Consider the following 23,832-nt stretch of genomic DNA (forward strand, 5'->3'; position numbering starts at 1 on the left):
GTCGGTCGAGTGTCGCTACGCGGCCACGAGGCCGCGTGTCGGCGCCCGGGGACGCGCACGCCCGGGCGCGTCGGGATCGCTCTGCGCGAGAAGACGCCACGGGTCGGCCGTCTGGCGGAACCTGGTGGCGGCGCCGCTCGCATCGGCCGCGACCAGCGCGGGCAGCGACTGGCAGGCGACGACGACCACGGCGACGGCCGCGGCGCCGACGACGCCGACGAGCACGACCGACATCTGCGCGTTCGACGCGAGCGCGATCTCGAGCGAGGCCTGCGCGACGCGGAACAGCGCGACGAGGAGCTCGATCATGTCGACTCCTCTCGTCGGGCGTGCCGGTCTCGGTGCGTCAACGCTAACACCGGTGCGCGGTCACTCGTCGAGGAGCCGCTCGAAGAGCACGTGATCCTGCCACTCCCCCGCGATGCGCAGGTAGCGACGGGCGAGGCCGAAGCGCTCGAAGCCGTTGTGCGCGAGCACCGCCTGCGACGCGGCGTTGTGCACGAGCGTTCCCGCCTGTACTCGATGCAGGCCGATGCCCCGAGCCGCGTGCACGGCGAGGCCGACGGACATCGTCGCGAGCCCGCGCCCGTTGTACTCCGCGTCGATCCAGTAGCCGAGGTGGGCGTTCTGGAATGCGCCCCGCACGATATCGGAGAGGTTGATGCGGCCCACGATCGCGTCGCCGTCGACGATCACGAAGGGCACCGCGAGCCCCGCCTCGAACCGGAGGATCGACGCCTCGACGTCGCGGCGATGGGTCTCGACGTCGAAGAACGCCTCGCTGCGGGCCGGCTCCCAGGGTGCCAGGTGCTCGCGATTGCGCACGTACGCTGCGGCGAGCGCGGGGCCGTCGCCGGGCGCGAGCTCGCGGAAGACGAGCCCGTCGCCGAGTTCGACCGGTTGCTGCACGTGCCTGCTCCTTCGCTGCGATCCTGTACGGCCCGCCCTCCCGGGCCGGTCAACCACGCTAACACCGCGCGATCCGGTGCAGACTGGTGTCGTGACCCGCACGTCATGGGTGCTGCATGTCGACCTCGACCAGTTCGTCGCGGCCGTCGAGGTGCTGCGGCGCCCCGAGCTCGTCGGCAAGCCGGTCATCGTCGGCGGGCGCGGCGACCCGAGCGAACGAGCAGTGGTCTCGACGGCCTCCTACGAGGCGCGCGAGTTCGGCGTCGGCTCCGGGATGCCGCTGCGCATCGCCGCTCGAAAGGCGCCCGATGCCGTGATCCTGCCGGTCGACGCGGAGGCGTACGCCGAGGCATCCGCTGCCGTGATGGCGACCCTGCGCGTGCAGCCGGGCGCGATCGTGCAGGTGCTGGGCTGGGACGAGGCGTTCGTGGGCGTCGAGACCACCGACCCGGAGGCCTATGCCAGGGGGATCCAGCAGGCGGTGCTCGACCGGACCCGGCTGCACTGCAGCGTCGGCATCGGCGACTCGCTCGTGCGGGCGAAGGTCGCGACGGGGTTCGGCAAGCCGCGCGGCGTGTACCGGCTCACGGCCGAGAACTGGCTCGAGGTCATGGGCGACCGGCCGACGATCGAGCTCTGGGGCGTCGGCTCGAAGATCTCGCGGCGGCTGGCCGGTCTCGGTGTCACGACGGTCGCCGAGCTGGCCGAAGCCGACCCCGACGCGCTGGTCGCCGAGTTCGGCCCGCGCATGGGGCCCTGGTACGCCGAACTCGGTCGTGGCGACGGCTCGGCCGTCGTCGACGACACCCCATGGGTCGCTCGGGGCCACAGCCGGGAGACGACCTACCAGCAGGACCTCACCGAGCCCTCGCAGATCGAAGCCGCCGTGCGCGAGCTGGCCGCCCACGTGCTCGACGACGTCGCCGCAGAGGGCCGTCCGGTCATCGGCCTGACCCTCAAGGTGCGCTACGCGCCGTTCGTCACCAAGGTCTTCACGAAGAAGATCCCGCCGACGAGCGATCGTGCGGTCGTGGTCGAACGCGCCCTCGAGCTCGTCGGCCGCATGGATCCCGACCGGCCGATCCGCCTGCTGGGCCTGCGCGCCGAGATGCCGATGCCGGACGATGCGCGCGAGGGGCACACGCCGACCCGCGGCGGATGGTGAGCCCGGCGGGACGCACGCGGGTATCGATGTCGCGGGTATTGATGCCCCGGGTATTGATGCCGCGCCCCGCGGCGGCGAGACTTGCGACATGGATCACACGGAAGAAGCACGCGCCGTCGACGAGGTGATCGACCGACTCGTCGACCGGTTCCCCGATCTCTCCCGGGACCACATCGCCTCCGTCGTCGAGACGGCCCACCTCGAACTCGAGGGCAACCCCGTGCGGGACTTCGTACCCGTGCTCGTCGAGCGCACCGCGAAGCAACGCCTGAAGCAGGAGGCGACGCTCGCGCCGGTACCGACCGCCGCGGCGCCGACCGAGCTCGGCGGGCCCGACGTTGAGGCCGAGGTCGTCGAGCTGGATCCCATGGAGATCGAGCGCCGTGCGCGCGAACGGGAGTCGGGCTTCCTCTTCGGCGATCTCGGCGGCGGACCCGCCTGAACCGCGGCACGGAGCCGCCCGGACCGAATCGACCGCGAGGGAACGGCTGGTCCCGGAGGGTTTCCTCCGCCTCGCGTCATCTTGCGTCATGAGAGCGGGGGCACCGGGGACATCCGTCTCGAATCATTGCCGCAGTTCATGACGAGCGCCAGACTGTTGCCGAGCCGTTCCCCCTGCGGTTCCGCGCGTCGCGACGGCCCGGCTGAGCCCCCAATCGCCCGCCGTCGCGACGCGCACTCTCAGCGATCGGATCTCCTGTCCGCGGCGCAGCGGAAGGTCTAGGCTCTCGGGCACGGCGCCGTGGCGCACTGCGGGACGACGGGGAGGGACCGCGATGGACTGGGTGATCCTGATCGCCTCGGGCGTGCTCGAGGCGGTGTGGGCAACCGCGCTCGGCGCATCAAAGAACTTCCGGCGCCCCTGGCCGACGGCGCTCTTCGCCGTCGCGCTCGTGCTCAGCATGGCCGGGCTCGCCTTCGCGATGACCACCATCCCGGTCGGCACCGCCTACGCGGTCTGGGTCGGCATCGGCGCCGTCCTCACCGTCGCGTACGCGATGATCTTCGGCGGCGAGCGCGCGAGCGTCGTGAAGGTGCTGCTCCTCGTCGGCATCATCGGATGCGTCATCGGGCTGAAGATCGTCGGGGAGGCCTGAGATGTACTGGCCGGTCCTCATCGTCAGCGCCGTGCTCGAGGCCGTGTGGGCGACCGCCCTCGGCTACTCGGACGGGTTCTCGAACCTCGTTCCCACCATCGTCTTCTTCGTCGCACTCGTCGGGAGCATGGCGGGCCTCGCCTTCGCGATGCGCGGCATCCCGATCGGCACCGCCTACGCCGTCTGGACCGGTCTCGGCGCCGCGCTCACCGTGACCTACGCGATCACCTTCGGCGGCGAGTCGGCGAGTGTGCTGAAGGTGCTCTTCCTCGCCGGCATCATCGCGTGCGTCATCGGGCTGAAGCTCGTGCATTCCCGCGAAGAGCGCGAAGAGGCGGAGGCGGGCGCCCTGCCGACGTCGGACGGGTAATATGCTACTGATCGCGCGTTGAGCGACTGCTCCGCGAGAATGCCGCGTCGACATCGGAGGCCGAATGCCCATCCAACAACCGGCGCAGGATCAGACCGAGCTCGACTCGATCGCGTTCGCCTTCTTCTCCGCGTTCTCCTCGTCGGATTTGAAGCCGGTCGATCTCGCAGAGCTTCGGCAGCTGTTCCTTCCCGGTGCCACCATCGTCGCGGTCGGCGTGGACGGGGCGATCAATCGGTACGACGTGGAGGGCTTCATCGAACCTCGAGAGGCGCTCCTGAACGGCGGGCGGCTGCTGGGATTCTCCGAGCGGGAGGTCACCGCCGACACGCAGATCTTCGGGGACATCGCGCAGCGTTGGAGCCTGTACGGCAAATCGGGCACCCTCGACGGCGGGCCTGCAGACGGCTGGGGCCGCAAGGCGACGCACTTCGTGCGCACCTCGGCCGGCTGGCGGATCAGCGCCATCGTCTGGCAGGACGGCGCGGCGGGCAGCGAGATGCCTTCAGCTGAACTCAAGAAAACAGAAAGCCCCTGACGAGTCAGGGGCTTTCCATGGCGGTACCGGTGGGATTTGAACCCACGGTGGGCTTTCACCCACACAACTTTTCGAGAGTTGCACCTTCGGCCGCTCGGACACGGTACCGAGGACAATCGTAGACGACGAGGCCGCAAGAACAAAAACGAGCGGATGCCTCAGCCGACGCTCAGCCGGCATGCAGCTCACGCGAAGCGTGCAGGAATACGTTCTGCTCGTGACCGTCTCCCCCATCTCCCGTGCTGACGCCCCGCGCCAGAGCCTCACCGCCGGCGCCCGGCTCGCCGCGTCGACCGTGCTCGGCTCGTTCGGCGTGCGTCCGTTCCGCGAGCGGGTGCGCGAGAACCGTTCGACCCTGAACGAGACCCTGCCCGTGCACTCGAAGTGGTGGCGCGACCACGCGAAGGCCGACGGCGAGCTGCTCTACGTCGCGATCGGCGACAGCTCCGCCCAGGGCATCGGCGCCTCCCGCCCCGACCGCAGCTACGTCGGCCAGATCGCCGACGAGCTGCGCGAGACGACCGGTCGCAGCATCCGCGTCGTGAACCTCAGCGTCTCTGGTGCGACGACCTCGCTCGCGGTGCGCGACCAGCTGCCGCGGTTCCGCGAGCTCCGCAGCCTCCGGCCCGACGTGGTCACGGTCTCGATCGGCGCGAATGACATCGCCGAGTGGGACCCGGTGCGATTCGATCGCAACATCCGCTCGATCTTCGCCGAGCTGCCGCTGCACGCCGTCGTCGCCGACCTGCCGTGCTTCTACTTCCCGCAGAACGAGCGCAAGGTCGCCGAGGCGAACCGGATGCTGCGCGTCGCCGCCCGCGAGCACGGACTCGTCGTGGCGCCGCTCCACGAGGCAACCCGGCGCCAGGGGCTCCGCGGCATCCTGACGCAGTTCGCGCGCGACATGTTCCACCCGAACGATCACGGCTACGCGGTGTGGGCCGAGGCCTTCCGCCCCGGGCTCGCCCGCGTCGTGTCGCGCGCCGGCGAGCGCGCCGGAGCGCTCACTGTCGGCGGCCGCGGCTAGTCTCGGGGCATGGCCCGCTCCACCTCCACGTTCCGCTGTTCCGAGTGCGGCTGGAGCACCCTCAAGTGGGCCGGGCGGTGCGGTGAGTGCCAGCAGTGGGGCACCGTCGTCGACGTGGCCGAGGCCACGGGCATCGTGCGTGCGGTGCAGGCCGTGCAACTCGGCGAGGCGCGCATGGCGCGATCGATCGTCGACGTGCAGACCGAAGATGCCGCGCATCGGCCGAGCGGCATCGGCGAGTTCGACCGCGTGCTCGGCGGCGGCATCGTCGCGGGCGCCGCGATCCTCCTCTCGGGCGAGCCCGGCGTGGGCAAGTCCACGCTCCTCCTCGAGGTAGCAGCGCGCGTCGCCGCCGGTGGCCGGCGGGTGCTCTACGTCACGGCCGAGGAATCGGTCGCCCAGGTCCGCCTTCGCGCTGGGCGCACCGGCGCGCTGCAGAGTGAGCTCTTCCTGGCAGCCGAGACCGACCTCGCGACGATCCTCGGGCAGGTCGATGCGATCCGCCCGGCCCTGCTCATCGTCGACTCGGTGCAGACCGTCTCGTCGTCGCTCTCCGACGGCCTGCCCGGGCAGCCGAGCCAGGTGCGCGAGGTCGCGTCGACGCTCATCCGCGTCGCGAAAGAACGGCAACTGCCGGTGCTGCTCGTCGGCCACGTCACGAAAGACGGTTCGATCGCCGGCCCCCGCCTGCTCGAGCACCTCGTCGACGTCGTGTGCCAGTTCGAGGGCGACCGCCAGACCGCCCTGCGCTTCGTACGTGCTCTCAAGAACCGCTTCGGCCCGACCGATGAGGTCGGCTGCTTCGAGATGACCGGCGAGGGCATCGCCGAGGTGCCCGACCCCTCCGGTCTCTTCCTGTCGAGCGGCCGCAGTGCCGTGAGCGGCACGTGCGTCACCGTGGCCCTCGAGGGGCGGCGCGCGCTGCCGGTCGAGGTGCAGGCGCTCGTGGTCTCCACGAAGGCGCCGCAGCCGCGGCGCGTCGTGAACGGGGTCGACCCGTCACGCGTCGCCATGATCATCGCCGTGCTCGAGCGTCGGGCCGGGCTCAAGATGCTCGGCGAGCACGACGTCTACGTCTCGACCGTGGGCGGCGTGCGGCTCGCCGAGCCCGGCGCCGACCTCGCCATCGCCGTCGCCATCGCCTCGGCCATGCGCGACCGTGCGGTGCCGCACGAGCTCGCGGCGTTCGGCGAGATCAGCCTCGCCGGCGAGGTGCGCCCCGTCACGGCGGCCAAGCAGCGCGGCGCCGAGGCCAAGCGGCTCGGTTATACGACGATCCTCGATGTCGAAGCCGGCAGCGTGCACGCGGCCGTGCAGCGCGCCATGATGGCCGCAACCGGTCCGCGCGAGCGGGAGCTCGACGCCGCCTTCTGAGCGGACCGTGGCCCGTCTGGCGGCCGCCCGGCGACCCCCGCGACCCCTCCGGCCCGCCAGGCCACCATCGCAGTCAGGCGATGGCGTCGATCACCGGGCACGTCGGGTGCACCGGCGACTCGACCAGCAGGGCGAGCGCTGCACGCACGCCCTGCAGATCGGCGATGCGCTGGTCGAGCTCGGTGAGCTTGTCGGCGACCTGATCCGCGACGTCGTCGAGCACGATGCGCTCTGGCTGATCGGAGAGCGCCAGCACCTCGCGCACCTCGCGCAGGGTGAACCCGAGCTCCTGGGCGCGGCGGATGAACCGCACCCTCCGCACCGAGTCGGGCGAGTACTGGCGATAGCCGCCACTCGAGCGCCCCTCGGGCGAGAGGAGCCCCTGCCGTTCGTAGAACCGCAGGGTGCTCACCGCGACGCCGGAGGCGCCCGCGAGCGGGCCGGTCGTCAGTGGCGACGCAGTCGGAGCAGACCGCTGAGCTGCAGGATGAACCATGTCACCTCCCCGATCAGGAACACGACGATCGTCGCGCTCTGCCCATTCAACAGTGCCCAGATCATCCAGAGCGAGAACACCGCGCGCCCGACCGTGTCGATCGCGATGAATCGGGCTTCGGGCCGCAGGATGCGTGCGATCGCCCACATCGTGACGGCTGCTCCGAACATGCTCGTGAACATGAGCGCGGCGGGGTCCAGCTCTGGCACTTGCGCACCCGGCAGGTCCAGCGCATCGTGCAGGGGGCGTGTCAACGCGAGCAGCAGGGGCGCGGTGAACGGCGTTGCGAACCCGACGGTGACGATGAGGTCGTAGACGGCGCCCGCCCGGCCCCATCGAACGGGGGTGTAGGAATCGTCGATGGTGGCGCGTGTGCGAACTGAAGTGGTGGTCATCACGTCAGTGTCGACGGTGAACCATGGTGCAGGGTCAAGCGGTCGCGCGATCGGTGCTCGGAGTCCCGCCCTGCCGATACGGTGGAGCGTTGCCTGCGACGCGAAGGAGCGCCATGAACGACCATGCCGAACGCACGAGCGGACACCCGCGGAGCGACCCGATGAGCACGCTGCTCGAGCCGAGTCTCGAGTTCGTCTTCGAGCTGCGCGTCGAGGTCGACCTCGAGCGCCGCATCGGCCACGGGACATCCGAAGCGCTGGGCTTCACGCCCATCACGGGCGGAACCGTCGTCGGCCCCCGGCTGAACGGCCGCGTGCTGCCCGGCGGCGGCGACTGGTGGATCGCGCGCGGCGACGTCACGCAGCTCGATGCGCGGTACCTCCTCGAAGCCGACGACGGCACGGTGATCGACGTCGTGAATCGCGGGTACTACGTCGCCTCCGACGACCTCGAGCAGCGGCTGGCGGCCGGTGAACCGGTCACCGAGCAGGAGCTCTACTACCGGACCGCGCCGGTCTTCCAGACGGATGCCGCGGCACACCGCTGGCTCGCCGAACGTCAGTTCATCGGCATGGCGAGGCCGGAGCCCGGCATGGTCTGCATCCGCGTGTTCGAGTTGCGCTGAGCGCGTGCGGTCGAGCGGTGCCGAGGCGGACTCCGGCGCGGGCTACGCCTCGAGTGCCTTGAGCAGCTCGGCCGGCGGCGCCTGCATCGGATGCGGCCCCGCGATGTCGAGGAACACCGTGGTGATCGTCGACTCGTGCCGCTTCAGGAAGCTGCGCAGCCACGCAGGGCTCTGCAACCCCACTGCAGGCGGCAGGTTCTCGGGCTTGTTGGCGGCGTCGCTGAAGAGCAACAGCGCGACATCGCCGGTCTTCGCGTCGCGGTAGGTCCACACCTCGCCGCCGTCGAGCGGCTTGTCGCGGGGCCCCGGCTTCACGAGCGGCACCACGGTGTTGCCGTGGCGCAGCGCCAGCGCGACCGCCGCGATGTCCTGCCGTTCGAGCGCCTCCGCGAGCGCCTGCGAGCGGAACTCGAGGGGCTCCGCCGCCTGCTTCCGTCGTGCCTTTCCTGCCATTCCTCAAGGGTACCGAGCGGATGCCTCGCGCCCCGCCTCCGTCCGCCGAGGGCGCACTCCGGGGCATCCGTTCAACGACTTCAGGGCACCGCCGAATCCGGATGCGGAGTTCCGGGGAAAGCGGCCTATGATGTCTGTGCCGGACCGTGAGGGTCCGAGGTGTCGACGAAGACGACGGCGTTCTCGTAGACCCCACGGCGCCGGCGCATTCACCCGATTTCCTGCTCTGCGACCGTGTCGCCGGGCGCTCGTACCATCGAAGCACTCCCGCCTGCGACCACGTCGCCGGCGCTCGTACCATCAGCAATCCCGCGCGGGCCGGCGCGCTCCTCTCCGAAGGAGCCAAGTGACCAGCAGCCTCCCGAAACCGATCCGGTTCGACGGCGACACCTGGTTGTGCATGCGCAACGACCCGGCCGTGCCGAAGGCGATCATCCGCCGCTACCGCGACGTGAAGCGCGGCGATGTCTACCTCGTCGTGAAGTGGGCGCTCGACCCGGCCGACCAGCAGCTCATGTCGTCGGCGCCATCACTCGAGGCGGCCAACGCGCTCGTGCGCTTCGACCCGCCCGCGGGCTCGACGCAGGCGTTCGCCGGCTACCCGCACGGCCGGCAGGGCGGAGGCCCTCCGCGCAGCGGCACGGGCGCCGCTCAGTAGAGCAGGAACTGCTTCTGCTCGGCCGAGGCGAAGCCGTCGACCGTCACCGCGAGGTGGTACGAGGCGCCGCCCGCCGGCACCGTCTCCCGAGCTCCGGTGCAGGTGTCCGGGGTCGAGTACGTGCGATCCCAGATGATGGGCACGCTCGAGCTGACCGGGGTGCCGGGCGTCAACGAGACCTCGGCGTCGATCGCGTCGACCTGGCAGTCCGTCGACGTCCAGTACTGCTCGGAACCGCTCGTGACGGTGAAGACCTGCGCCTTCGTGCCGGCGTTCAGCACGCACACGTTCTTGCCGGTGTTGGTGATCGTGACCGAGAGTTGCGGCGACTCCCCCGGCTCGTACGACGACTTGTCGGTGACGGCCTCGACCAGGATCTTCTCGGGGGCGCACGGGTCCCCGTCTGCCGCAGTCGGTTCCGTCGGGATCGAGGTCGTCTCGGGCACCGACGACGGCTCGATGCTCGGCGAGGCGACGGGCTCCTCGCCCTGACTCGCCCCCGGCCGAACGATGACGAGCACGATCGCGATGATCACCGCGAGCAGGCCGATGAGTACGACGATGCGGCGACGACGGTACACCTGCGGTGACTGCCGCCCGGTCGGTGTGTTCGTCGACATGCACACAGGGTACGGCCGGGATGGGCGCGCCCCCGGCATCCGCCCGGCGTGCCGCATCTCGTCTCAGCGACGTCCCAGCGCTCGCTCAGCTCGCGTCGGACCGTCTCGGACCGGCCGTGACGCGGATCCTCGGATCTCGGGGTCGCCGCTCGTCAGAGATGCTTCAGCATGCGCGTGTTGCCGAGCGTGTTCTGCTTCACCCGCGCGAGATCGAGGAACTCGGCGACGCCCTCGTCGTTCGACCGTACGAGCTCGGCGTACACCGAGGGGTCGACCGTCTCGGAGCCCATGTCGACGAAGCCGTGGCGGCCGAAGAACCCGGTCTCGAAGGTCAGGCAGAACAGCCGCGAGAGGCCGAGCTCACGGGCCTCCTGCTCGAGTGCCGCGAGCAGGGCATGGCCGACGCCGTGGCCGAGCCACGCATCGTCGACGGCGAGCGTGCGCACCTCGCCGAGGTCCTCCCACATGACGTGCAGCGCGCCGGCGCCGACGAGACGGCCGTCGGGGGCCTCCGCCACGCGGAACTCCTGCACGGCGCCGTAGAGGTCGACGCGCTCCTTGCCGAGCAGGATGCGTCGCTGCACGAGTGGCTCCACCAGCTCGATGATCTTCGGCACATCGTTCGTGCGCGCGCGGCGCACGTGGAACTCGGTCATCCTGCCATCGTATTCCCGCACGACGGCGGGAACGACGAAGGGCGGATGCCGCAGCATCCGCCCTTCGTCTCCTGTGGCTACTCGCCGGACGCGGCCGCCAGGTCGGGGCTCACCGGACCGGTGCCGATCGCAGCGGCGGTGTTCACGCCGACCGCCACGGGCAGCTCGCGCTGCGTCGTGGTGAAGAGGAACTCGCCGTCCTTGAAGTCGACGTGCACGTGGTCGCCCGCGTTGAGCTCGCCGTGCAGGATCTTCTCGGAGAGACGGTCTTCGACCTCGTGCTGCACCGCGCGCCGCAGCGGACGGGCACCGAGCGACGGGTCGAACCCGACCTCGATGAGCCGCTCCTTGGCCGACTGCGTGAGCTCGATCGTCATGTCGCGGTCGAGCATGCGCTCGCTGAGCCGCTTGATGAACAGGTCGACGATCTGCAGGAGCTCGGGCTTGGAGAGCTGCGGGAAGACGATGATCTCGTCGACGCGGTTCAGGAACTCGGGCTTGAAGTGCTTCTTCAGCTCCTCCTTCACCTTGCCGCTCATGAGGTCGTAACCCGTGCGGGAGTCGCCCTCGAGCTGGAAGCCGACGGGGCCGCCCGAGATGTCCTTCGTGCCGAGGTTGGTCGTCATGATGATGACCGTGTTCTTGAAGTCGACGACGCGGCCCTGTCCATCGGTCAACCGGCCCTCTTCGAGGATCTGGAGGAGCGAGTTGAAGATGTCGGGGTGCGCCTTCTCGATCTCGTCGAAGAGCACGACGCTGAACGGCTTGCGGCGCACCTTCTCGGTGAGCTGGCCGCCCTCTTCGAAGCCGACGAACCCGGGAGGGGCGCCGAACAGGCGCGAGACCGTGTGCTTCTCGCCGTACTCCGACATGTCGAGCGAGATCATCGCCGCCTCGTCGTCGAAGAGGAACTCGGCGAGCGCCTTGGCGAGCTCGGTCTTGCCGACGCCCGTGGGGCCGGCGAAGATGAACGAGCCCGAGGGTCGCTTCGGGTCCTTCAGGCCGGCACGGGTGCGGCGGATGGTCTTGGCGAGGGCCGAGATGGCCTCCTCCTGACCGATGACGCGCTCGTGCAGGGCCTTCTCCATGAAGACGAGTCGCGAGGACTCCTCTTCGGTGAGCTTGAAGACGGGGATGCCGGTGGCCTGCGCGAGCACTTCGGCGATCAGGCCCTCGTCGACGACCGCGGTCGTCTTGACGTCGCCCGACTTCCACTGCTTCTCGAGACGGAGGCGCTCGCCGAGGAGGTTCTTCTCCTCGTCGCGGAGGGACGCGGCCTTCTCGAAGTCCTGCTCCTCGATCGCGGTCTCCTTGGCGGCGCGGACGACGGCGATCTTCTCGTCGAACTCGCGCAGCTCGGGCGGGCTCGAGAGGATCGAGAGGCGGAGGCGGGCTCCGGCCTCGTCGATCAGGTCGATCGCCTTGTCGGGCAGGAACCGGTCGGAGATGTAGCGGTCGGCGAGGTTCGCCGCGGCGACGATCGCGCCGTCGGTGATCGAGACCTTGTGGTGCGCCTCGTAGCGGTCGCGCAGCCCCTTGAGGATGTTGATCGCGTGGGGCAGCGACGGCTCGGCGACCTGGATCGGCTGGAAACGACGCTCGAGCGCCGCGTCCTTCTCGAAGTGCTTGCGGTACTCGTCGAGCGTCGTGGCGCCGATGGTCTGCAGCTCGCCGCGCGCGAGGAGCGGCTTCAGGATCGAGGCGGCGTCTATTGCGCCCTCGGCCGCACCGGCGCCCACCAAGGTGTGGATCTCGTCGATGAAGACGATGATGTCGCCGCGCGTGCGGATCTCCTTCGTGACCTTCTTCAGGCGCTCCTCGAAGTCACCGCGGTAGCGGGAGCCGGCGATGAGCGAGCCGAGGTCGAGCGAGTAGAGCTGCTTGTCTTTGAGCGTCTCGGGCACCTCGCCCTTGACGATGGCCTGGGCGAGGCCCTCGACGACGGCGGTCTTGCCGACGCCGGGCTCGCCGATCAGCACGGGGTTGTTCTTGGAGCGACGCGAGAGGATCTGCATGACCCGCTCGATCTCCTTCTCGCGCCCGATCACGGGGTCGAGCTTCGACTCGCGAGCGGCCTGCGTGAGGTTGCGGCCGAACTGGTCGAGGATCTGCGAGCCGCCCTGCGGGGTCTGCTGCTCGTTCGCGCCGACCTGCACCTGCTCCTTGCCCTGGTAGCCCGAGAGCAGCTGGATGACCTGCTGGCGCACGCGGTTGAGGTCGGCGCCCAGCTTCACGAGCACCTGGGCTGCGACGCCCTCGCCCTCGCGGATGAGCCCGAGCAGGATGTGCTCGGTGCCGATGTAGTTGTGGCCGAGCTGCAGGGCCTCGCGGAGCGAGAGCTCGAGCACCTTCTTGGCGCGCGGCGTGAACGGGATGTGCCCGGTCGGCTGCTGCTGGCCCTGGCCGATGATGTCTTGCACCTGCTCGCGCACGGCGTCGAGCGAGATGCCGAGCGACTCGAGCGCCTTGGCGGCGACGCCCTCACCCTCGTGGATCAGCCCGAGCAGGATGTGCTCGGTGCCGATGTAGTTGTGGTTGAGCATCTTGGCCTCTTCTTGGGCCAGGACGACGACACGACGGGCTCGGTCGGTGAATCTCTCGAACATGCTCTACTCCTCACGACCCCGCTGGGAAGGGGCGCCGATACATCGAGCGTAAACAAGGCGGATGCCTCGTGGGGCGCTGTTCGCCGTGGGCGCATCACGTTCGACGGTTGACGAACCCGGATCGACAGCCCTAACATATCGTTTATCGTTGTTATCGATATTCGTTAGGGAGATCATGAGCGCGACCACCACCCTCGCCCCAGCCGTCAAGCGCAGTGATGCCGTGGCCCTGTGGGCCTTCATGGCCGCCGGCGTCGGCATCGCCGCCTGGGCGGTCTGGTCGGCCGTCGCGCGCATCATCGAGGTGCTGCCGAATCAGGATGTCGCGGTGCAGGCCGAGTTCGCGGGCACGACGGCCGATGCGCCGATCGGCGTCGACGGGGCGCCCGTCGCGATCGAGCTCGACAGCGCGATCATCACCGCGCCCTCGCTGCCGGCCGCATCGCTCGCCGCGCTCGTCATCCAGCAGCTCGTCCTGGCCGTCGTCGTCGTCAGCGTGGTGGCCTGCCTCGTCTGGCTCGCCTGGAACGTGAGCCGGAGCATCGTCTTCAGCCGCGCCAACACGGTGCTCGTCACGACCGCGGGATTCATCGGGATCGTGGGGTACTTCGCGGTGCCGTTCTTCGGCAACATGGCAGCGAACGGCGCATTCGCCGTGCTCAGCGACCGCACCTTCGACAACGTGGTGATGTCGGTCGAGCTGTTCCCGCTCATCCTGCTGACGTTCATCGCGGCGACGGCGGCGACCGTCTTCACGGTCGGCGATCGGCTGCGCCGCGACACCGAGGGGCTCGTCTGATGGCACCGGCGGAGCCCGACGAGGCATCCGACGTGCATTGCCGGCTCGACGAGCTGCTCGCCGACCGGGGCATGACGCTCACCCGCCTCGCCGAGCTCGTCGGCGTGAGCGTCGTGAACCTCAGCGTGCTGAAGAACGACCGCGCCCGCGCCATCCGCTTCTCGACGCTGCAAGCGGTCTGCGAGGTGCTCGACTGCGAGATCGGCGAGCTGCTGGTGCTCCGACCCGGACGGGGCCCGATTACTTGACCGGAACCGTGACCTCGGTGTCGGCGACCTCGACGACGAGGGGCTCCGTGGTGGTCACGGTCGTCGGGGTCCAGAAGAGGGTCGTGTGCGGCACGAAGTCCATCGTGCAGATCTCATCGGCGGGCCGCTCGACGAGGTCGATCGCGACGCGATTGCCCTCGCCGGCAGGCTCGAGCACGCGGATCTGATCACCGATGACGGGGCACGTCGAGCTGCCCGAGATGGTGAGCGCGAGCTGGCCGCCGTCGGCCCACCACACGACCACCGGGCCGTCTTCGGACGACGGGGCTTCTTCGGTGTCTCCGGCTGCGTCGGTGCCCGAGTCGACGTCGACCACGTCGGCGTCGGCCTCGGTCGGCACGCCGGGGAAGTTCTCGGCAGCCGTCGACGGCGGGTTGCACCCCGAGAGGAGGAACACCGACGAGACCGCCAGGGCGAGGAGACCGGCACGACGAAGACGCTGCGAAGGAGCCATACGGTCATGCTAACGGTCGGCCCCGTTCCGCGGGCGGGTGCCGCGCGTAGTATTTTCGGCATGAGCAACCTCGAGCGCGACCCGGCTGAACTGCTCTGTCCGCCCGAGGGCGCAGCTGCCCCGGCGATCGCCGTGCTCCAGCCGCGAGACGTGCCGCTCGGCGGCCCGCGGGCGATGAACGTGCGCCGCACGCTCCCCCAGCGTGGCCGCACGACGATCGGCGCCTGGTGCTTCGCCGACCACTACGGCCCCGACGACGTCACGGTCTCCGGCGGCATGGTCGTGCCGCCGCATCCGCACACGGGCCTGCAGACGGTCAGCTGGCTCTTCGAGGGCGAGATCGAGCACCGCGACAGCACCGGCAGCCACGAGATGGTGCGCCCCGGCGCGGTGAACCTGATGACCGCCGGGCGGGGCATCTCGCACTCCGAGGTCTCGACCCCGCAGACGACCCGCCTGCACGGCGTGCAGCTCTGGGTCGCGCTGCCCGACGCGGCCCGCCACGTCGCGCCGTTCTTCGAGCACGCGGAGATCGACGAGGTGCCGGTCGACGATGCCCTCGTGCGCGTGTTCGCCGGGTCGCTGCCTGGCGTTGCGGCCGAGTCATCCGTCTCGCTCTTCTCGCCCCTCGTCGGCGCGCAGATCGAACTGCCTGCGGGCGGCGAGGCCTGGATCGAACTCGACCCGTCGTTCGAGCACGGGCTGCTCGTCGACCTCGGCCCGGTCGGAGTGACCGTGGCGGCGCTCGACGGCGAGGTCGACGACTCGCACCGCCTCGTCCCGCTCGCCGAGACCGGCCGCACGGGCGTGCTCGAGCGGAGCGAGCTCGGCTACCTGCCGGTCGGCCACGAGGGCGTGCGGCTTCGAGCAGCGGACGCCCCGGTGCGCGTGATCCTCCTCGGCGGCGTGCCGTTCGAGGAAGCGCTCGTCATGTGGTGGAACTTCATCGGCCGCGACCACGACGAGATCGTCGAGTTCCGACGGCAGTGGCAGGCCGATGTCGTCGGCCGCGACAACCCAGACGGACGATTCGGCGACGTCGCCGGGTACGACGGTGCGCCGTTGCCCGCGCCCGAACTGCCGACCGTGCACCTGAAGCCGCGCAACTAGCAAGAGTCCCCTGCGGCCCGACGGACCGACGGATGGACGAGCGCCGCGGCATCCGCTCGGGTGCTTCCCGGGCTCCGCTCGGACTACTGCAGCGCCGAGGAGAGTCGCGCGAGGTTGTCGAGCACCGTCGAGCGGAGCGGCTGCCTCATCCACTCGTCGAGGGTCAGCTCGCGGCTGTGCCGGCGATACCCGTCTTCGACGGCCCGCATCTCGCGCACGAACGACGCTCCGCGCACGAGGAGCGACACCTCCATGTTGAGCTCGAAGGAGCGGATGTCCATGTTGCTCGACCCGATCACGGCGACGTCGTCGTCGATCGTGAAGTGCTTGGAGTGCAGGATGTACGGCTCCTGGTACATGTAGATCTTCACGCCGGCACGCAGCAGCGCCTCGTAGTACGAACGCTGCGCGTGGTAGACGAGCGCCTGGTCGCCGATCTCAGAGACGAAGAGCTCGACGTGGATCCCCCGCTGCGTGGCGCCGCTGATCGCGCGCAGCATCGCCTCGTCGGGCACGAAGTACGGGCTCGTGAGGATGATGCGCTCTTCAGCCGCGTAGAGCAGCGCGAGGAAGAGCTTGAGGTTGTTCTCGTTCGAGTACCCCGGGCCGCTCGGTACGACCTGGCAGTCGAGGTCTTGGGCCTCGCCCGGCTGGTCGAGCGATTCCGAGAGGTCGCGCACGGGCTCCTCGCCGGTCTCGAGGTACCAGTCGGTGGCGAAGATGGCGTCGAGGCCCGCCACGATCGGCCCTTCGACGCGCGCCACGAGTTCTTTCCACTTCAGGCCGCGACGGATGTTGCTGCGCTTGTTGTAGCTCCGGTCGATGATGTTCTGCGAGCCCATGAAGCCGACCTCCCCGTCGACGACGAGGATCTTGCGGTGGTTGCGGAGGTCGGGTCGCTGGTACTTGCCCTTGAGCGGCTGCACCGGGAGCATGAGCTGCCACCGCACGCCCATGTCCGTGAGGCGCTTGAGGGTCCGGCGATAGCCCTTCACCCGCAGCGACGCCACGTGGTCGAGCATGAGGCGCACGTCGACGCCGCGGGCGACCGCCTCGCCGAGGGCGTCGAAGAACGGCGTCGTCGTCGCGTCGAGCGCGAGGATGTAGAACTCGACGTGCACGTAGCGCCTGGCACCCCGCACCGCGTCGGTCATGGCGTCGAGCGAGCCCTGGTAGTCGCCGATGAGGCTCGCGCTGTTGGAGCCGATGAGCGGCATCGAGCCGAGGTTGCGGTTCAGCCGGACCACGCCCTCGAACCAGCCGGGCCAGTGCCCCGGGTCGCTGACGCGTTCGACGCCGTGCGTGGACTCGCGGATGTAGCGGTCGACCTCGGCCTGCTTCTGCCGACGATGCTTGGGCAGCTTCGGATTCCCGATGAGGAGGAAGAAGAACACCCCGATGAACGGGAGGAAGAAGATCGCGAGGAGCCAGGCCATGCCAGCGGTCGGGCGGCGGTTTCGCGGCACCACGATGATCGCGGTGACACGGATGATCAGGTCGATGACGACGACGATGCCGGCGAAGAGGAGCGCCGTCTGCTCCGACGTCATGCCGGTCAGGCTGCCGGTCGGTGCTCGGCGAGCTTGGCCCGCTCCTCAGCCTCGATGCGGGAGTAGGCCTTGCGCTCGTTGCGGTCGGCGTGGATGACAGCGCGCATGACGAACCAGAAGATCAGCCCGATGAGCACGGTCGGCGCGAGCGACCAGATCGCATTCGCCCAGAATTCGTCCATAGGACCACCAGACTACCCGCGATATCTCGTGATGACCCCTTTGCTTAGTTTCCCTAACATACTAAGCTCGCCCCAGGTTCCAGCCCGTGGGGCGAACAAGGAGGATCGATGACGATTTCACTGCACCGGACCATGGCGATACTGGGAGGTGCGCTGCTGGCCGGAAGCCTGATCGCCGTGCCCGCGGCGAACGCCGAACCCGTTTCGACGAACGTGGCCCTATCCACCAACGGCGGCGTCGCCACCGCGTCGGGCGCCGAGCTCGCGAAATGGGCGGCGCCCATGGCCAACGACGGCGTGCGCGGCCTGCTGCCGAACGGCGAGCAGTCGCGCTGGTCCTCGAACTACAGCGACAGCGCCTGGCTCCAGGTGCAGCTCGCCGCGCCCACCACGCTCGATCACGTGACGCTCCGGTGGGAGGCGGCCTGCGCCGCGCAGTACAAGATCCAGGTGTCCGACGACGGCACCGCATGGACCGATGCGAGCGGCGTGCTGAACGGCACCTGCGACGGCATCGACCGAGTAACGCTGACCGCGGCCGGCGAGGTCTCCTACGTGCGCATGCAGGGCATCAAGCGCACCCCGATCGGCTCCAGCTTCTACGGCATGTCCCTGTGGGAGCTCGAGGCGTGGACCGGCGCAGAGCCGAAGGCGGTCGCGCCGCTCGGACTCGTGCCGATCCCGGCCACCGTGACCCCGCAGGACGGCGCCGGCTTCTCCCTCTCGGCGGCATCCCGCATCATCACGGCTCCCGCGTTCGGCGAATCGGCCGCCCGTCTCGCCGAGGTGCTCCGCGCCTCGACCGGGTACGAGCTGCCGGTGGTCGAGACCGGTGAGCCCGCGGCATCCGACATCGTGCTCGCCTCCGACGCCGCGGTCGGCGGCGGCAACGCCGAGGCGTACGAGCTCAGCGCCACCGCGAGCGGAGCGCGCATCGCCGCGGCCGACGCGCACGGCGCGTTCAACGGTGCGCAGACGCTGCGGCAACTGTTCCCGGCCGCCGTGGAGTCGCCGACGGTCGTGCAGGCCGCGTGGACGACGCCCGCCCTCGAGATCGAGGACTCCCCGCGCTTCGGCTACCGGGGCGTCATGCTCGACGTGGCACGTTCGTTCCAGACCGTCGACGAGGTCAAGGAGATCATCGACGCGATCGCGTCGTTCAAGATGAACGTGCTGCACCTGCACCTCGCCGACGACCAGGGCTGGCGGATCGAGATCACGAACGAGGGCCGCGCCGCAGGCGACACGATCGACTACTCGCTGCTGACCACGGTCTCGGGCGCCAGGGCGATGACGCAGGGCGGCTACGGCGGCGAAGCCGGTCGAACCGGCTTCTACACGCAGGCCGACTACCAGGAACTGGTCGCTTACGCCGACGAGCGGTTCGTGCAGATCGTGCCCGAGATCGACCTGCCGGGTCACACCAACGCGGCGCTCGGGGCGATCCCGCAGCTGAACACCCCCGGCTCCTCGCACCCCGCGACGGCGACGCAGCCGACCGCACCGCACAACGGCTCGGGTGCCGTCGGATACTCCTACCTCGACCCGGACAGCGAGGTGACCTTCACCTTCATCCAGCACGTGCTCGGCCAGCTCTCGGGCCTGACCACCGGCGACCTGATCCACGTCGGCGGTGACGAGTCGCACGACATGGTGGCGCGCTACGGCCAGGCGAAGTTCAACGCCTTCGTGGCACGCGTGCTCGGCATCGTGCACGGTCTCGGCAAGAGCGCCAACGGCTGGAACGAGATCGCTCGCACCACGTCGGCGCTGCAGGCCGGCGACAAGGTGCAGTACTGGGCCGGCTCGACCGCGGAGCTTCCCGCTGCCGCAGCGGCCGGTGCCAAGATCGTCGCCTCCCGCGGCTCGAGCTCGTACCTCGACATGAAGTACAACGCGAAGACGCCGATCGGGCTCACCTGGGCGTGCTCGGGCATCTGCGACCTCACGCAGTACTACTCGTGGAACCCCGGCACCTTCGTCAGCGGGCTCACCGAGGCGCAGGTCGCCGGGCCCGAGGCGCCGATGTGGAGCGAGACCATCCGGGGCGGCGAACAGGCCGAGTTCATGATGTTCCCGAGGGCGATCGCCCACGCCGAGATGGGATGGTCGCCGCAGGCCAAGCGCGACGTCACCGACTTCACGCAGCGCGTGGGCGTGGTGGGCGCGCGCCTGACCGCGGCCGGCGTCAACTACTACGACACCTCCCAGGCGACCTGGTTCGCCCAGGGCGCAGGCCTGCATGCCGAAGCGGATGTCGCGGCGCCGACGACGCTCCAGGTCGCACGGTTCTTCGCGCCGGGCACCAAGGTAGCGGCCGGCGGCGCGACGATCGCGGCCGATCTCGTCAACGACGCCGACGGCATCAGCAAGAGCGAGTTCGACGGCGCGTTCGGCGCGACGATCGAGTGGGGCGACGGCGCCACCTCTCCGGCGACGTTCACCGCGGAGCAGGTGCGGGGTGTGCTGAACTCCTCGGGGGCCTACGTGATCTCGGGCTCGCACGCGTACGACGCGGGCGGCTCGCGCAGCGGTCGGGTCGTCGGCTCCGACGGCCGGGTCGTCGCCGAGTTCACCGTGCAGGTCGGGGCAGAGGAGACCGTCGCGTTCGAGGCGACCGCGGAGACCCGCTGCCTCGGGTCGAAGGCGTACGTCGTGGTTCGTGCAACGAACGGCGAGACGGCACCGATCGACCTGACGATGCAGACCGCCTTCGGCGAGAAGTCGTTCTCGGCCGTCGCGGCCGGCAAGAACGCGACCAACTCGTTCGCGGTGCGCTCGGCGAGCGTGCCCGCCGGTGACGTGACCGTCACGGCGACCCGTACCGCCGATGGCGCGACGGTCTCGGCCGCGAAGACCATCGGGTACGACGCGCGCAGCTGCGGGTAGATGGAATGAGACGGGCGAAGGCCCGGTCGATCCTCGGGATCGACCGGGCCTTCGCCTTCAGCTTGTCCGGCGGGCTCGAGTTCGAGTCCGCCGGAGACGATCTACTCGGCGGCCTGGCGCCGACGGAGCAGGAACAGCAGTCCACCACCCAGCAGGAGGAGGAGCGCGATCCCCCCACCGGCCGCGAGGTTGACGCCCGTCACGGGCATCGGCGGGTGGAACGTGTTGGTGATGGCGCACGCGATCTCGTCACCGGGCGCCACCTCGAAGTCGGCTGCGTCGATCGCGACGGCGTCGCCGCCGCCCGCCGGAGTGACCTCGCACATCATCGGCCCGGCGGACCAGCCCCCCTCGACCGGCGTCTCAGCGATCGAGTAGCGCAACCCGGCATCGACGAGCTCGAAGACCGCCTCCGCCGTTCCGCTGACCGTGGTCACCTCACGCGTTCGCGGGTCGCCGTCGGAGCCGAGTTGGGTGAGCACGAAGCCGAAGGTGCCGTCTCCGCCGACCGTCGACTTGGTGACCGTGATGATGCCCGGAAGCGCCTCGTTGTCGGCATCGCAGAGGAGGACGAGTCCCGGCATCGCCATGAACTGGAACCCATCGGCCTCGGGATCGAGATCGCCGTACGGCCCCTCGCCCGCTGTGCAGGTGATGTCACCGTTCACCCACCCCGGCGTCGCGCTCTCCACGATCGTGTAGCTCAGGCCGGGGATGAGCCCGTCCCAGCCGACGACCGGTTCGGCGTTCGTGGCGGTGCGCACGTCTCCCGCCTGGTCGGGCCCGGTCAGCGTGAAGTCGAACGACCACGCCGCCCCATCGGGGAGCCCGGTCACGGTCTTCAGGAGATCGACCTCGGTCGGGATGGCCGTGTTCAGCGCGGTGCACTCGAGCTCGAGCCCGGGCGTCACCTCGAACTGGAATCCGGCCGTCTCGGTGTCGGCGTCCTCGAGACCGGTGCAGACGATGTCATCTGCGGTCCAGCCGAACGGCAGCTCGTCTTCGACCAGCGTGTACGTGGAGCCGACCGTGAGGTCCTCCCACAGCGCGACCGCCGAGTCCGGCAGTGCCGAGCTGTCGACCGTCTGCGTGACGGGCGCCCCATCGGGCTCCTCGGTGAGGGTGAAGTCGAAGCTCCACGCGAAGTCGTCGGAGACGCCTTCGACCGACTTGACCAGCTCGACCGAACCCGGGACCGCCGCGTTCGTGAACACGCAGGTTACGACCTGACCGGGCGCGAGCTCGATCGTCGTGCCGTCGCCCTCGACGGTGCCGCAGGAGATGCCCTCGAGCGTCCAGTCCTCGGGCACCGTCTCATCGACGGTGTAGGTGCCCGGAACGATGAGCCCCGAGTCCCACGGGTCGACCTCGTCGTCGTTCGCGTCATTGAGCGTGAACTCCTCGTGCGAGTCACCGCCGTCGAAGACGAAGTCGAAGTCCTGGTCGTACTCGTTGGGGATCGTCTCCTTGTCGACGAGGATGATCCCGCGCTCGGTGTTGGTGAAGGTGCACTCCACCGTCTCGCCCGGGTCGAGGTCGATGTCGACCGAGAAGTCGGTGAGGTCGACGACCGTGCCGCCATCGGGATCGGTGCAGACGAGGTTCGTCGTGTCGTATCCGTCGATCGGCGTCTCGGCGACCGCGTAGGCGCCGGGGACGAGGTCGGGGAAGTCCTCCGACCCGACGCCGCCGGCCGTGGTGATCGAGAAGTCGCCGAGCGTCTCGCTCGCGAAGAGGAACTCGGCGTCGTCGAGGCCCTCGACGACCTTGTTGATGATGATCCTGCCGGCCTGCTCGTTCGTGAACGCGCAGTGCACCGTCGCGCCGGCCGTCGTGGTCACGGTCTCGCCGAACTCGATGGCGTCGCCTGCCGGATCGCAGGTCACGTCGACGAGGTCCCATCCGTCGGGGACGGTCTCCACGACGTCGACCTCGGCCCCGGGAGCGAACTGGAAGGTCTCGGTCTCACCGTCGGCCAGGTCGAACCCCTGCCCGTCGATCGTGAAATCGAACAGTTCGGCCGAGCCGTCAGGCAGGGTGATCTTCTCGACCTCGACGAACGAGGTCGAGTTGGTCATCACGCAACCGGTGTTGACGTTCGGGTAGACCGCGAACTCCTCCCCCGTCGGCTCGCCGTCGTCGACGAGCGTGTAGACCTCCTGCAGCCCCGTGCCCGGATTGGTCACGGTGCAGATGATGGATTCGAGCGCCCACGGCTCGGCGGCGTCGAACGTCTCGGTGAGCTCGTAGTCGTCGCCCGCGTTGATCGGCCCCCATGCGTGCGAGTCGCCGACCCCGATGGTGCCCGAGATGCCCTGAAGGGTCGGGTCCGCGTCGACGAGGGGCTGGCCGAGGAGGTTGGTGCCGACGATCGTCTCGCCGTGCACGTCGCCACCGCCGGAACGGGTGACGTCGTAGTCGAAGATCTCGCCGGACTCGACACCCGGAGGGTTGCTCGCCTTGGCGACCGAGATCGTGCCGCAGGTCGCGATGACGAGCGGGTCGGAGCCGGGACCGACGAAGTCGATGAGCTGTGCATTCTCGCTGTTGCCCGTACGGGTCACGTAGCCGACCGCCCGGAATCCGGTGCAGCCTTCGCCGTCGAACAGCCCGGCAGCGGTCAGGTCCACGGCGATCTCGCCGAAGGTCGCGGGCTCACCGGGAAGGTCGGGGCCCTCGACGCGGGCGCCGACCGCCGCGTCATGCGGGAAGTCGGCCTGGAGGATCTCCCAGGTGCCGACCCCGCCTTCGGCGCATTCACCCACCCAGCCGAGGATGTTCACCTCGGTGGTGTCGCCCGCGGAGTCGTAGTTGAACTCGACGAGGATGTCGTCGCATCGCCCGGGGACGGGGCCTTGGAGCAACTGGTACGTGCTCATGTCGCCGTTGCCCTCGAGCCGCGTCCAGTACTGGTAGAGCACGTAGTGATCGACGCCCGCGACGTCGATGATCTCGTAGGCGGACGCCGAGCTGCAGCCGTTGGCCTTCGCGTTGACGTTGGCGGGCGCGATGTCCCAGGGGTTGTCGTCGGCCACCTGACTGCCCGGCAGGCCGGTCGCGTCGTCGGCCTCGCAGCCGTCGGAATCGTTGTCCCAGGAGAAGCTCGCGTCGACGATGCCGGTCGACTCATTGCCGTCGGCAGTCGTATACGTGCCGGTGGGCGTGAAGGTGTAGCTGCCGTCGGGTACCGGCGCAGTCAGAAAGGAGTCCCAGTCGAAGGTGTCGGGCGGCGAGCCGCCGTTCTTGTTGCCGTCGATCTGGAACCCGGTCGCGAGACCGCCGACGTCGGCCGCGTTGGCGGCGGACGTCGCAAAGGCGACGGGTGCGATGAGCGCGACGAGCAGTGCTCCAGTCGCGAGCAGCGCGGTGCGGGGGCGTTGTTGAACCACGGTCGGACTCCTGTGTTCGGGTTCACCCGGCACCGAAGCCGGGTGGTCACATGAGGCGAAAGTAGCGCTTCTCGAGGATTCCTCGCGCCCCCCGAACGGGCCACGCGGGCGGCGGTGCGGCGGCGATCGACGGCCGTCGTTTCACGGGCTCGACGAATCGGGGTACACCCCGCTCGACGGACCCGCGGTCGACGCAGGCC

The 23,832-nt window shown here is 69.5% G+C and carries 25 protein-coding genes and 1 tRNA gene; 13 read left to right on the forward strand and 13 right to left on the reverse strand.

The features are described from left to right. Nucleotides 1-15 precede the first annotated feature (15 nt). Both ASD23_RS12595 and ASD23_RS12600 read right to left on the reverse strand, forming a co-directional pair. Nucleotides 16-309 (reverse strand): DUF6412 domain-containing protein, encoded by a 294-nt coding sequence (locus ASD23_RS12595; RefSeq protein WP_056011041.1) that lies wholly within the window; start codon nucleotides 307-309, stop codon nucleotides 16-18. Between the two features lie 60 nt (nucleotides 310-369). Then, nucleotides 370-909 carry a GNAT family N-acetyltransferase gene (locus ASD23_RS12600; protein WP_056011044.1) on the reverse strand — a complete coding sequence of 180 codons (540 nt, stop codon included), beginning with the start codon at nucleotides 907-909 and terminating at the stop codon, nucleotides 370-372. Between the two features lie 91 nt (nucleotides 910-1,000). Between ASD23_RS12600 and ASD23_RS12605 the strand changes: the two genes are divergently transcribed. The 5 genes from ASD23_RS12605 (at nucleotide 1,001) to ASD23_RS12625 (ending at nucleotide 4,079) form a co-directional block, all read left to right on the forward strand. Beyond that, a complete protein-coding gene (locus ASD23_RS12605; RefSeq protein ID WP_442854322.1) occupies nucleotides 1,001-2,074 on the forward strand; it encodes a DNA polymerase IV in 1,074 nt (357 codons plus the stop codon). An 88-nt stretch (nucleotides 2,075-2,162) separates the two neighbouring features. Further along, a complete protein-coding gene (locus tag ASD23_RS19100; RefSeq protein ID WP_199470674.1) occupies nucleotides 2,163-2,516 on the forward strand; it encodes a three-helix bundle dimerization domain-containing protein in 354 nt (117 codons plus the stop codon). Between the two features lie 334 nt (nucleotides 2,517-2,850). Further along, nucleotides 2,851-3,171, forward strand: a complete 321-nt coding sequence (locus tag ASD23_RS12615; protein WP_056011047.1) for a DMT family transporter — start codon at nucleotides 2,851-2,853, stop codon at nucleotides 3,169-3,171. A gap of 1 nt (nucleotide 3,172) precedes the next feature. After that, entirely contained in the window at nucleotides 3,173-3,541 is a 369-nt protein-coding gene (locus ASD23_RS12620; protein WP_056011050.1) for a DMT family transporter, read from the forward strand. A gap of 64 nt (nucleotides 3,542-3,605) precedes the next feature. Then, nucleotides 3,606-4,079, forward strand: a complete 474-nt coding sequence (locus ASD23_RS12625) for a hypothetical protein (RefSeq protein WP_056011053.1) — start codon at nucleotides 3,606-3,608, stop codon at nucleotides 4,077-4,079. An 18-nt stretch (nucleotides 4,080-4,097) separates the two neighbouring features. On the opposite strand, the gene ASD23_RS12630 is transcribed toward ASD23_RS12625, so the two are convergent. Next, a tRNA-Ser gene (locus ASD23_RS12630) sits at nucleotides 4,098-4,187 on the reverse strand. Between the two features lie 70 nt (nucleotides 4,188-4,257). Between ASD23_RS12630 and ASD23_RS12635 the strand changes: the two genes are divergently transcribed. Both ASD23_RS12635 and radA read left to right on the forward strand, forming a co-directional pair. Continuing rightward, nucleotides 4,258-5,106 carry an SGNH/GDSL hydrolase family protein gene (locus ASD23_RS12635; protein WP_082571413.1) on the forward strand — a complete coding sequence of 283 codons (849 nt, stop codon included), beginning with the start codon at nucleotides 4,258-4,260 and terminating at the stop codon, nucleotides 5,104-5,106. 9 nt (nucleotides 5,107-5,115) lie between these two features. Further along, nucleotides 5,116-6,480 (forward strand): DNA repair protein RadA, encoded by a 1,365-nt coding sequence (gene radA, locus ASD23_RS12640; protein ID WP_056011056.1) that lies wholly within the window; start codon nucleotides 5,116-5,118, stop codon nucleotides 6,478-6,480. Between the two features lie 73 nt (nucleotides 6,481-6,553). Here radA and ASD23_RS18965 read toward each other — a convergent pair whose 3' ends face one another. Together ASD23_RS18965 and ASD23_RS18970 are read right to left on the reverse strand one after the other, a co-directional pair. Continuing rightward, nucleotides 6,554-6,976 carry a heavy metal-responsive transcriptional regulator gene (locus ASD23_RS18965; protein ID WP_268753216.1) on the reverse strand — a complete coding sequence of 141 codons (423 nt, stop codon included), beginning with the start codon at nucleotides 6,974-6,976 and terminating at the stop codon, nucleotides 6,554-6,556. Continuing rightward, a complete protein-coding gene (locus tag ASD23_RS18970) occupies nucleotides 6,928-7,371 on the reverse strand; it encodes a hypothetical protein (RefSeq protein WP_056011062.1) in 444 nt (147 codons plus the stop codon). Before ASD23_RS18970 ends, ASD23_RS18965 begins: the two co-directional genes overlap by 49 nt. 113 nt (nucleotides 7,372-7,484) lie before the next feature. Here ASD23_RS18970 and ASD23_RS12655 point away from each other — a divergent pair, with 113 nt between their 5' ends. Next, nucleotides 7,485-7,997 (forward strand): DUF3237 domain-containing protein, encoded by a 513-nt coding sequence (locus ASD23_RS12655; RefSeq protein WP_235507730.1) that lies wholly within the window; start codon nucleotides 7,485-7,487, stop codon nucleotides 7,995-7,997. 42 nt (nucleotides 7,998-8,039) lie between these two features. On the opposite strand, the gene ASD23_RS12660 is transcribed toward ASD23_RS12655, so the two are convergent. Beyond that, nucleotides 8,040-8,450 carry a hypothetical protein gene (locus ASD23_RS12660; protein ID WP_056011065.1) on the reverse strand — a complete coding sequence of 137 codons (411 nt, stop codon included), beginning with the start codon at nucleotides 8,448-8,450 and terminating at the stop codon, nucleotides 8,040-8,042. Between the two features lie 346 nt (nucleotides 8,451-8,796). Between ASD23_RS12660 and ASD23_RS12665 the strand changes: the two genes are divergently transcribed. After that, nucleotides 8,797-9,108 carry a hypothetical protein gene (locus tag ASD23_RS12665; RefSeq protein ID WP_056011068.1) on the forward strand — a complete coding sequence of 104 codons (312 nt, stop codon included), beginning with the start codon at nucleotides 8,797-8,799 and terminating at the stop codon, nucleotides 9,106-9,108. Here ASD23_RS12665 and ASD23_RS12670 read toward each other — a convergent pair. The 3 genes from ASD23_RS12670 to ASD23_RS12680 all read right to left on the reverse strand — a co-directional run bounded on the left by ASD23_RS12670 (nucleotide 9,102) and on the right by ASD23_RS12680 (nucleotide 12,990). Further along, entirely contained in the window at nucleotides 9,102-9,728 is a 627-nt protein-coding gene (locus tag ASD23_RS12670; RefSeq protein ID WP_056013157.1) for a hypothetical protein, read from the reverse strand. The genes ASD23_RS12665 and ASD23_RS12670 overlap by 7 nt on opposite strands. 152 nt (nucleotides 9,729-9,880) lie before the next feature. Further along, nucleotides 9,881-10,384 carry an amino-acid N-acetyltransferase gene (locus ASD23_RS12675; protein ID WP_056013160.1) on the reverse strand — a complete coding sequence of 168 codons (504 nt, stop codon included), beginning with the start codon at nucleotides 10,382-10,384 and terminating at the stop codon, nucleotides 9,881-9,883. Nucleotides 10,385-10,461: 77 nt separating this feature from the next. Then, the gene (locus ASD23_RS12680) at nucleotides 10,462-12,990 is read right to left on the reverse strand and encodes an ATP-dependent Clp protease ATP-binding subunit (RefSeq protein WP_056011076.1); all 2,529 of its coding nucleotides are present in this window, start codon (nucleotides 12,988-12,990) and stop codon (nucleotides 10,462-10,464) included. A 175-nt stretch (nucleotides 12,991-13,165) separates the two neighbouring features. Between ASD23_RS12680 and ASD23_RS12685 the strand changes: the two genes are divergently transcribed. Further along, a complete protein-coding gene (locus tag ASD23_RS12685) occupies nucleotides 13,166-13,789 on the forward strand; it encodes a hypothetical protein (protein ID WP_056011079.1) in 624 nt (207 codons plus the stop codon). Next, nucleotides 13,789-14,037, forward strand: a complete 249-nt coding sequence (locus ASD23_RS12690; protein WP_056011082.1) for a helix-turn-helix domain-containing protein — start codon at nucleotides 13,789-13,791, stop codon at nucleotides 14,035-14,037. The genes ASD23_RS12685 and ASD23_RS12690 overlap by 1 nt, the downstream gene beginning before the upstream one ends. Here the strand turns inward: ASD23_RS12690 and ASD23_RS12695 are convergent. Beyond that, nucleotides 14,030-14,512: a hypothetical protein gene (locus ASD23_RS12695; protein WP_056011084.1), complete on the reverse strand. Its 483-nt coding sequence runs from the start codon at nucleotides 14,510-14,512 to the stop codon at nucleotides 14,030-14,032. The two genes, ASD23_RS12690 and ASD23_RS12695, sit on opposite strands and share 8 nt — an antisense overlap. 60 nt (nucleotides 14,513-14,572) lie before the next feature. Here ASD23_RS12695 and ASD23_RS12700 point away from each other — a divergent pair, with 60 nt between their 5' ends. Continuing rightward, nucleotides 14,573-15,622: a pirin family protein gene (locus tag ASD23_RS12700; RefSeq protein WP_056011087.1), complete on the forward strand. Its 1,050-nt coding sequence runs from the start codon at nucleotides 14,573-14,575 to the stop codon at nucleotides 15,620-15,622. 83 nt (nucleotides 15,623-15,705) lie between these two features. Here the strand turns inward: ASD23_RS12700 and cls are convergent, their stop codons facing one another. Both cls and ASD23_RS19105 read right to left on the reverse strand, forming a co-directional pair. After that, nucleotides 15,706-17,172 (reverse strand): cardiolipin synthase, encoded by a 1,467-nt coding sequence (gene cls / locus ASD23_RS12705; RefSeq protein ID WP_056011090.1) that lies wholly within the window; start codon nucleotides 17,170-17,172, stop codon nucleotides 15,706-15,708. 5 nt (nucleotides 17,173-17,177) lie between these two features. After that, a complete protein-coding gene (locus ASD23_RS19105) occupies nucleotides 17,178-17,354 on the reverse strand; it encodes a hypothetical protein (RefSeq protein ID WP_056011093.1) in 177 nt (58 codons plus the stop codon). 108 nt (nucleotides 17,355-17,462) lie between these two features. Between ASD23_RS19105 and ASD23_RS12715 the strand changes: the two genes are divergently transcribed. Further along, the gene (locus ASD23_RS12715; protein ID WP_082571414.1) at nucleotides 17,463-20,243 is read left to right on the forward strand and encodes a family 20 glycosylhydrolase; all 2,781 of its coding nucleotides are present in this window, start codon (nucleotides 17,463-17,465) and stop codon (nucleotides 20,241-20,243) included. Nucleotides 20,244-20,344: 101 nt separating this feature from the next. Here the strand turns inward: ASD23_RS12715 and ASD23_RS12720 are convergent, their stop codons facing one another. Further along, nucleotides 20,345-23,632, reverse strand: coding sequence for a prealbumin-like fold domain-containing protein (locus ASD23_RS12720; RefSeq protein WP_056011099.1), 3,288 nt, complete (start codon nucleotides 23,630-23,632; stop codon nucleotides 20,345-20,347). Nucleotides 23,633-23,832 lie beyond the last annotated feature (200 nt).

This window comes from Agromyces sp. Root1464 (assembly GCF_001427265.1).
Lineage (GTDB): Bacteria > Actinomycetota > Actinomycetes > Actinomycetales > Microbacteriaceae > Agromyces > Agromyces fucosus.

Bases quoted from the DNA above. Each gene is read 5' to 3' on its own strand.
- ASD23_RS12595 (WP_056011041.1), bottom strand. From the start codon at position 309: ATGATCGAGCTCCTCGTCGCGCTGTTCCGCGTCGCGCAGGCCTCGCTC.
- ASD23_RS19100 (WP_199470674.1), top strand. From the start codon at position 2,163: ATGGATCACACGGAAGAAGCACGCGCCGTCGACGAGGTGATCGACCGA.
- ASD23_RS12615 (WP_056011047.1), top strand. From the start codon at position 2,851: ATGGACTGGGTGATCCTGATCGCCTCGGGCGTGCTCGAGGCGGTGTGG.
- ASD23_RS12620 (WP_056011050.1), top strand. From the start codon at position 3,173: ATGTACTGGCCGGTCCTCATCGTCAGCGCCGTGCTCGAGGCCGTGTGG.
- ASD23_RS12625 (WP_056011053.1), top strand. From the start codon at position 3,606: ATGCCCATCCAACAACCGGCGCAGGATCAGACCGAGCTCGACTCGATC.
- ASD23_RS12635 (WP_082571413.1), top strand. From the start codon at position 4,258: ATGCAGCTCACGCGAAGCGTGCAGGAATACGTTCTGCTCGTGACCGTC.
- radA (WP_056011056.1), top strand. From the start codon at position 5,116: ATGGCCCGCTCCACCTCCACGTTCCGCTGTTCCGAGTGCGGCTGGAGC.
- ASD23_RS18965 (WP_268753216.1), bottom strand. From the start codon at position 6,976: ATGGTTCATCCTGCAGCTCAGCGGTCTGCTCCGACTGCGTCGCCACTG.
- ASD23_RS18970 (WP_056011062.1), bottom strand. From the start codon at position 7,371: ATGACCACCACTTCAGTTCGCACACGCGCCACCATCGACGATTCCTAC.
- ASD23_RS12655 (WP_235507730.1), top strand. From the start codon at position 7,485: ATGAACGACCATGCCGAACGCACGAGCGGACACCCGCGGAGCGACCCG.
- ASD23_RS12660 (WP_056011065.1), bottom strand. From the start codon at position 8,450: ATGGCAGGAAAGGCACGACGGAAGCAGGCGGCGGAGCCCCTCGAGTTC.
- ASD23_RS12670 (WP_056013157.1), bottom strand. From the start codon at position 9,728: ATGTCGACGAACACACCGACCGGGCGGCAGTCACCGCAGGTGTACCGT.
- ASD23_RS12675 (WP_056013160.1), bottom strand. From the start codon at position 10,384: ATGACCGAGTTCCACGTGCGCCGCGCGCGCACGAACGATGTGCCGAAG.
- ASD23_RS12680 (WP_056011076.1), bottom strand. From the start codon at position 12,990: ATGTTCGAGAGATTCACCGACCGAGCCCGTCGTGTCGTCGTCCTGGCC.
- ASD23_RS12685 (WP_056011079.1), top strand. From the start codon at position 13,166: ATGAGCGCGACCACCACCCTCGCCCCAGCCGTCAAGCGCAGTGATGCC.
- ASD23_RS12690 (WP_056011082.1), top strand. From the start codon at position 13,789: ATGGCACCGGCGGAGCCCGACGAGGCATCCGACGTGCATTGCCGGCTC.
- ASD23_RS12695 (WP_056011084.1), bottom strand. From the start codon at position 14,512: ATGGCTCCTTCGCAGCGTCTTCGTCGTGCCGGTCTCCTCGCCCTGGCG.
- ASD23_RS12700 (WP_056011087.1), top strand. From the start codon at position 14,573: ATGAGCAACCTCGAGCGCGACCCGGCTGAACTGCTCTGTCCGCCCGAG.
- cls (WP_056011090.1), bottom strand. From the start codon at position 17,172: ATGACGTCGGAGCAGACGGCGCTCCTCTTCGCCGGCATCGTCGTCGTC.
- ASD23_RS19105 (WP_056011093.1), bottom strand. From the start codon at position 17,354: ATGGACGAATTCTGGGCGAATGCGATCTGGTCGCTCGCGCCGACCGTG.
- ASD23_RS12715 (WP_082571414.1), top strand. From the start codon at position 17,463: ATGACGATTTCACTGCACCGGACCATGGCGATACTGGGAGGTGCGCTG.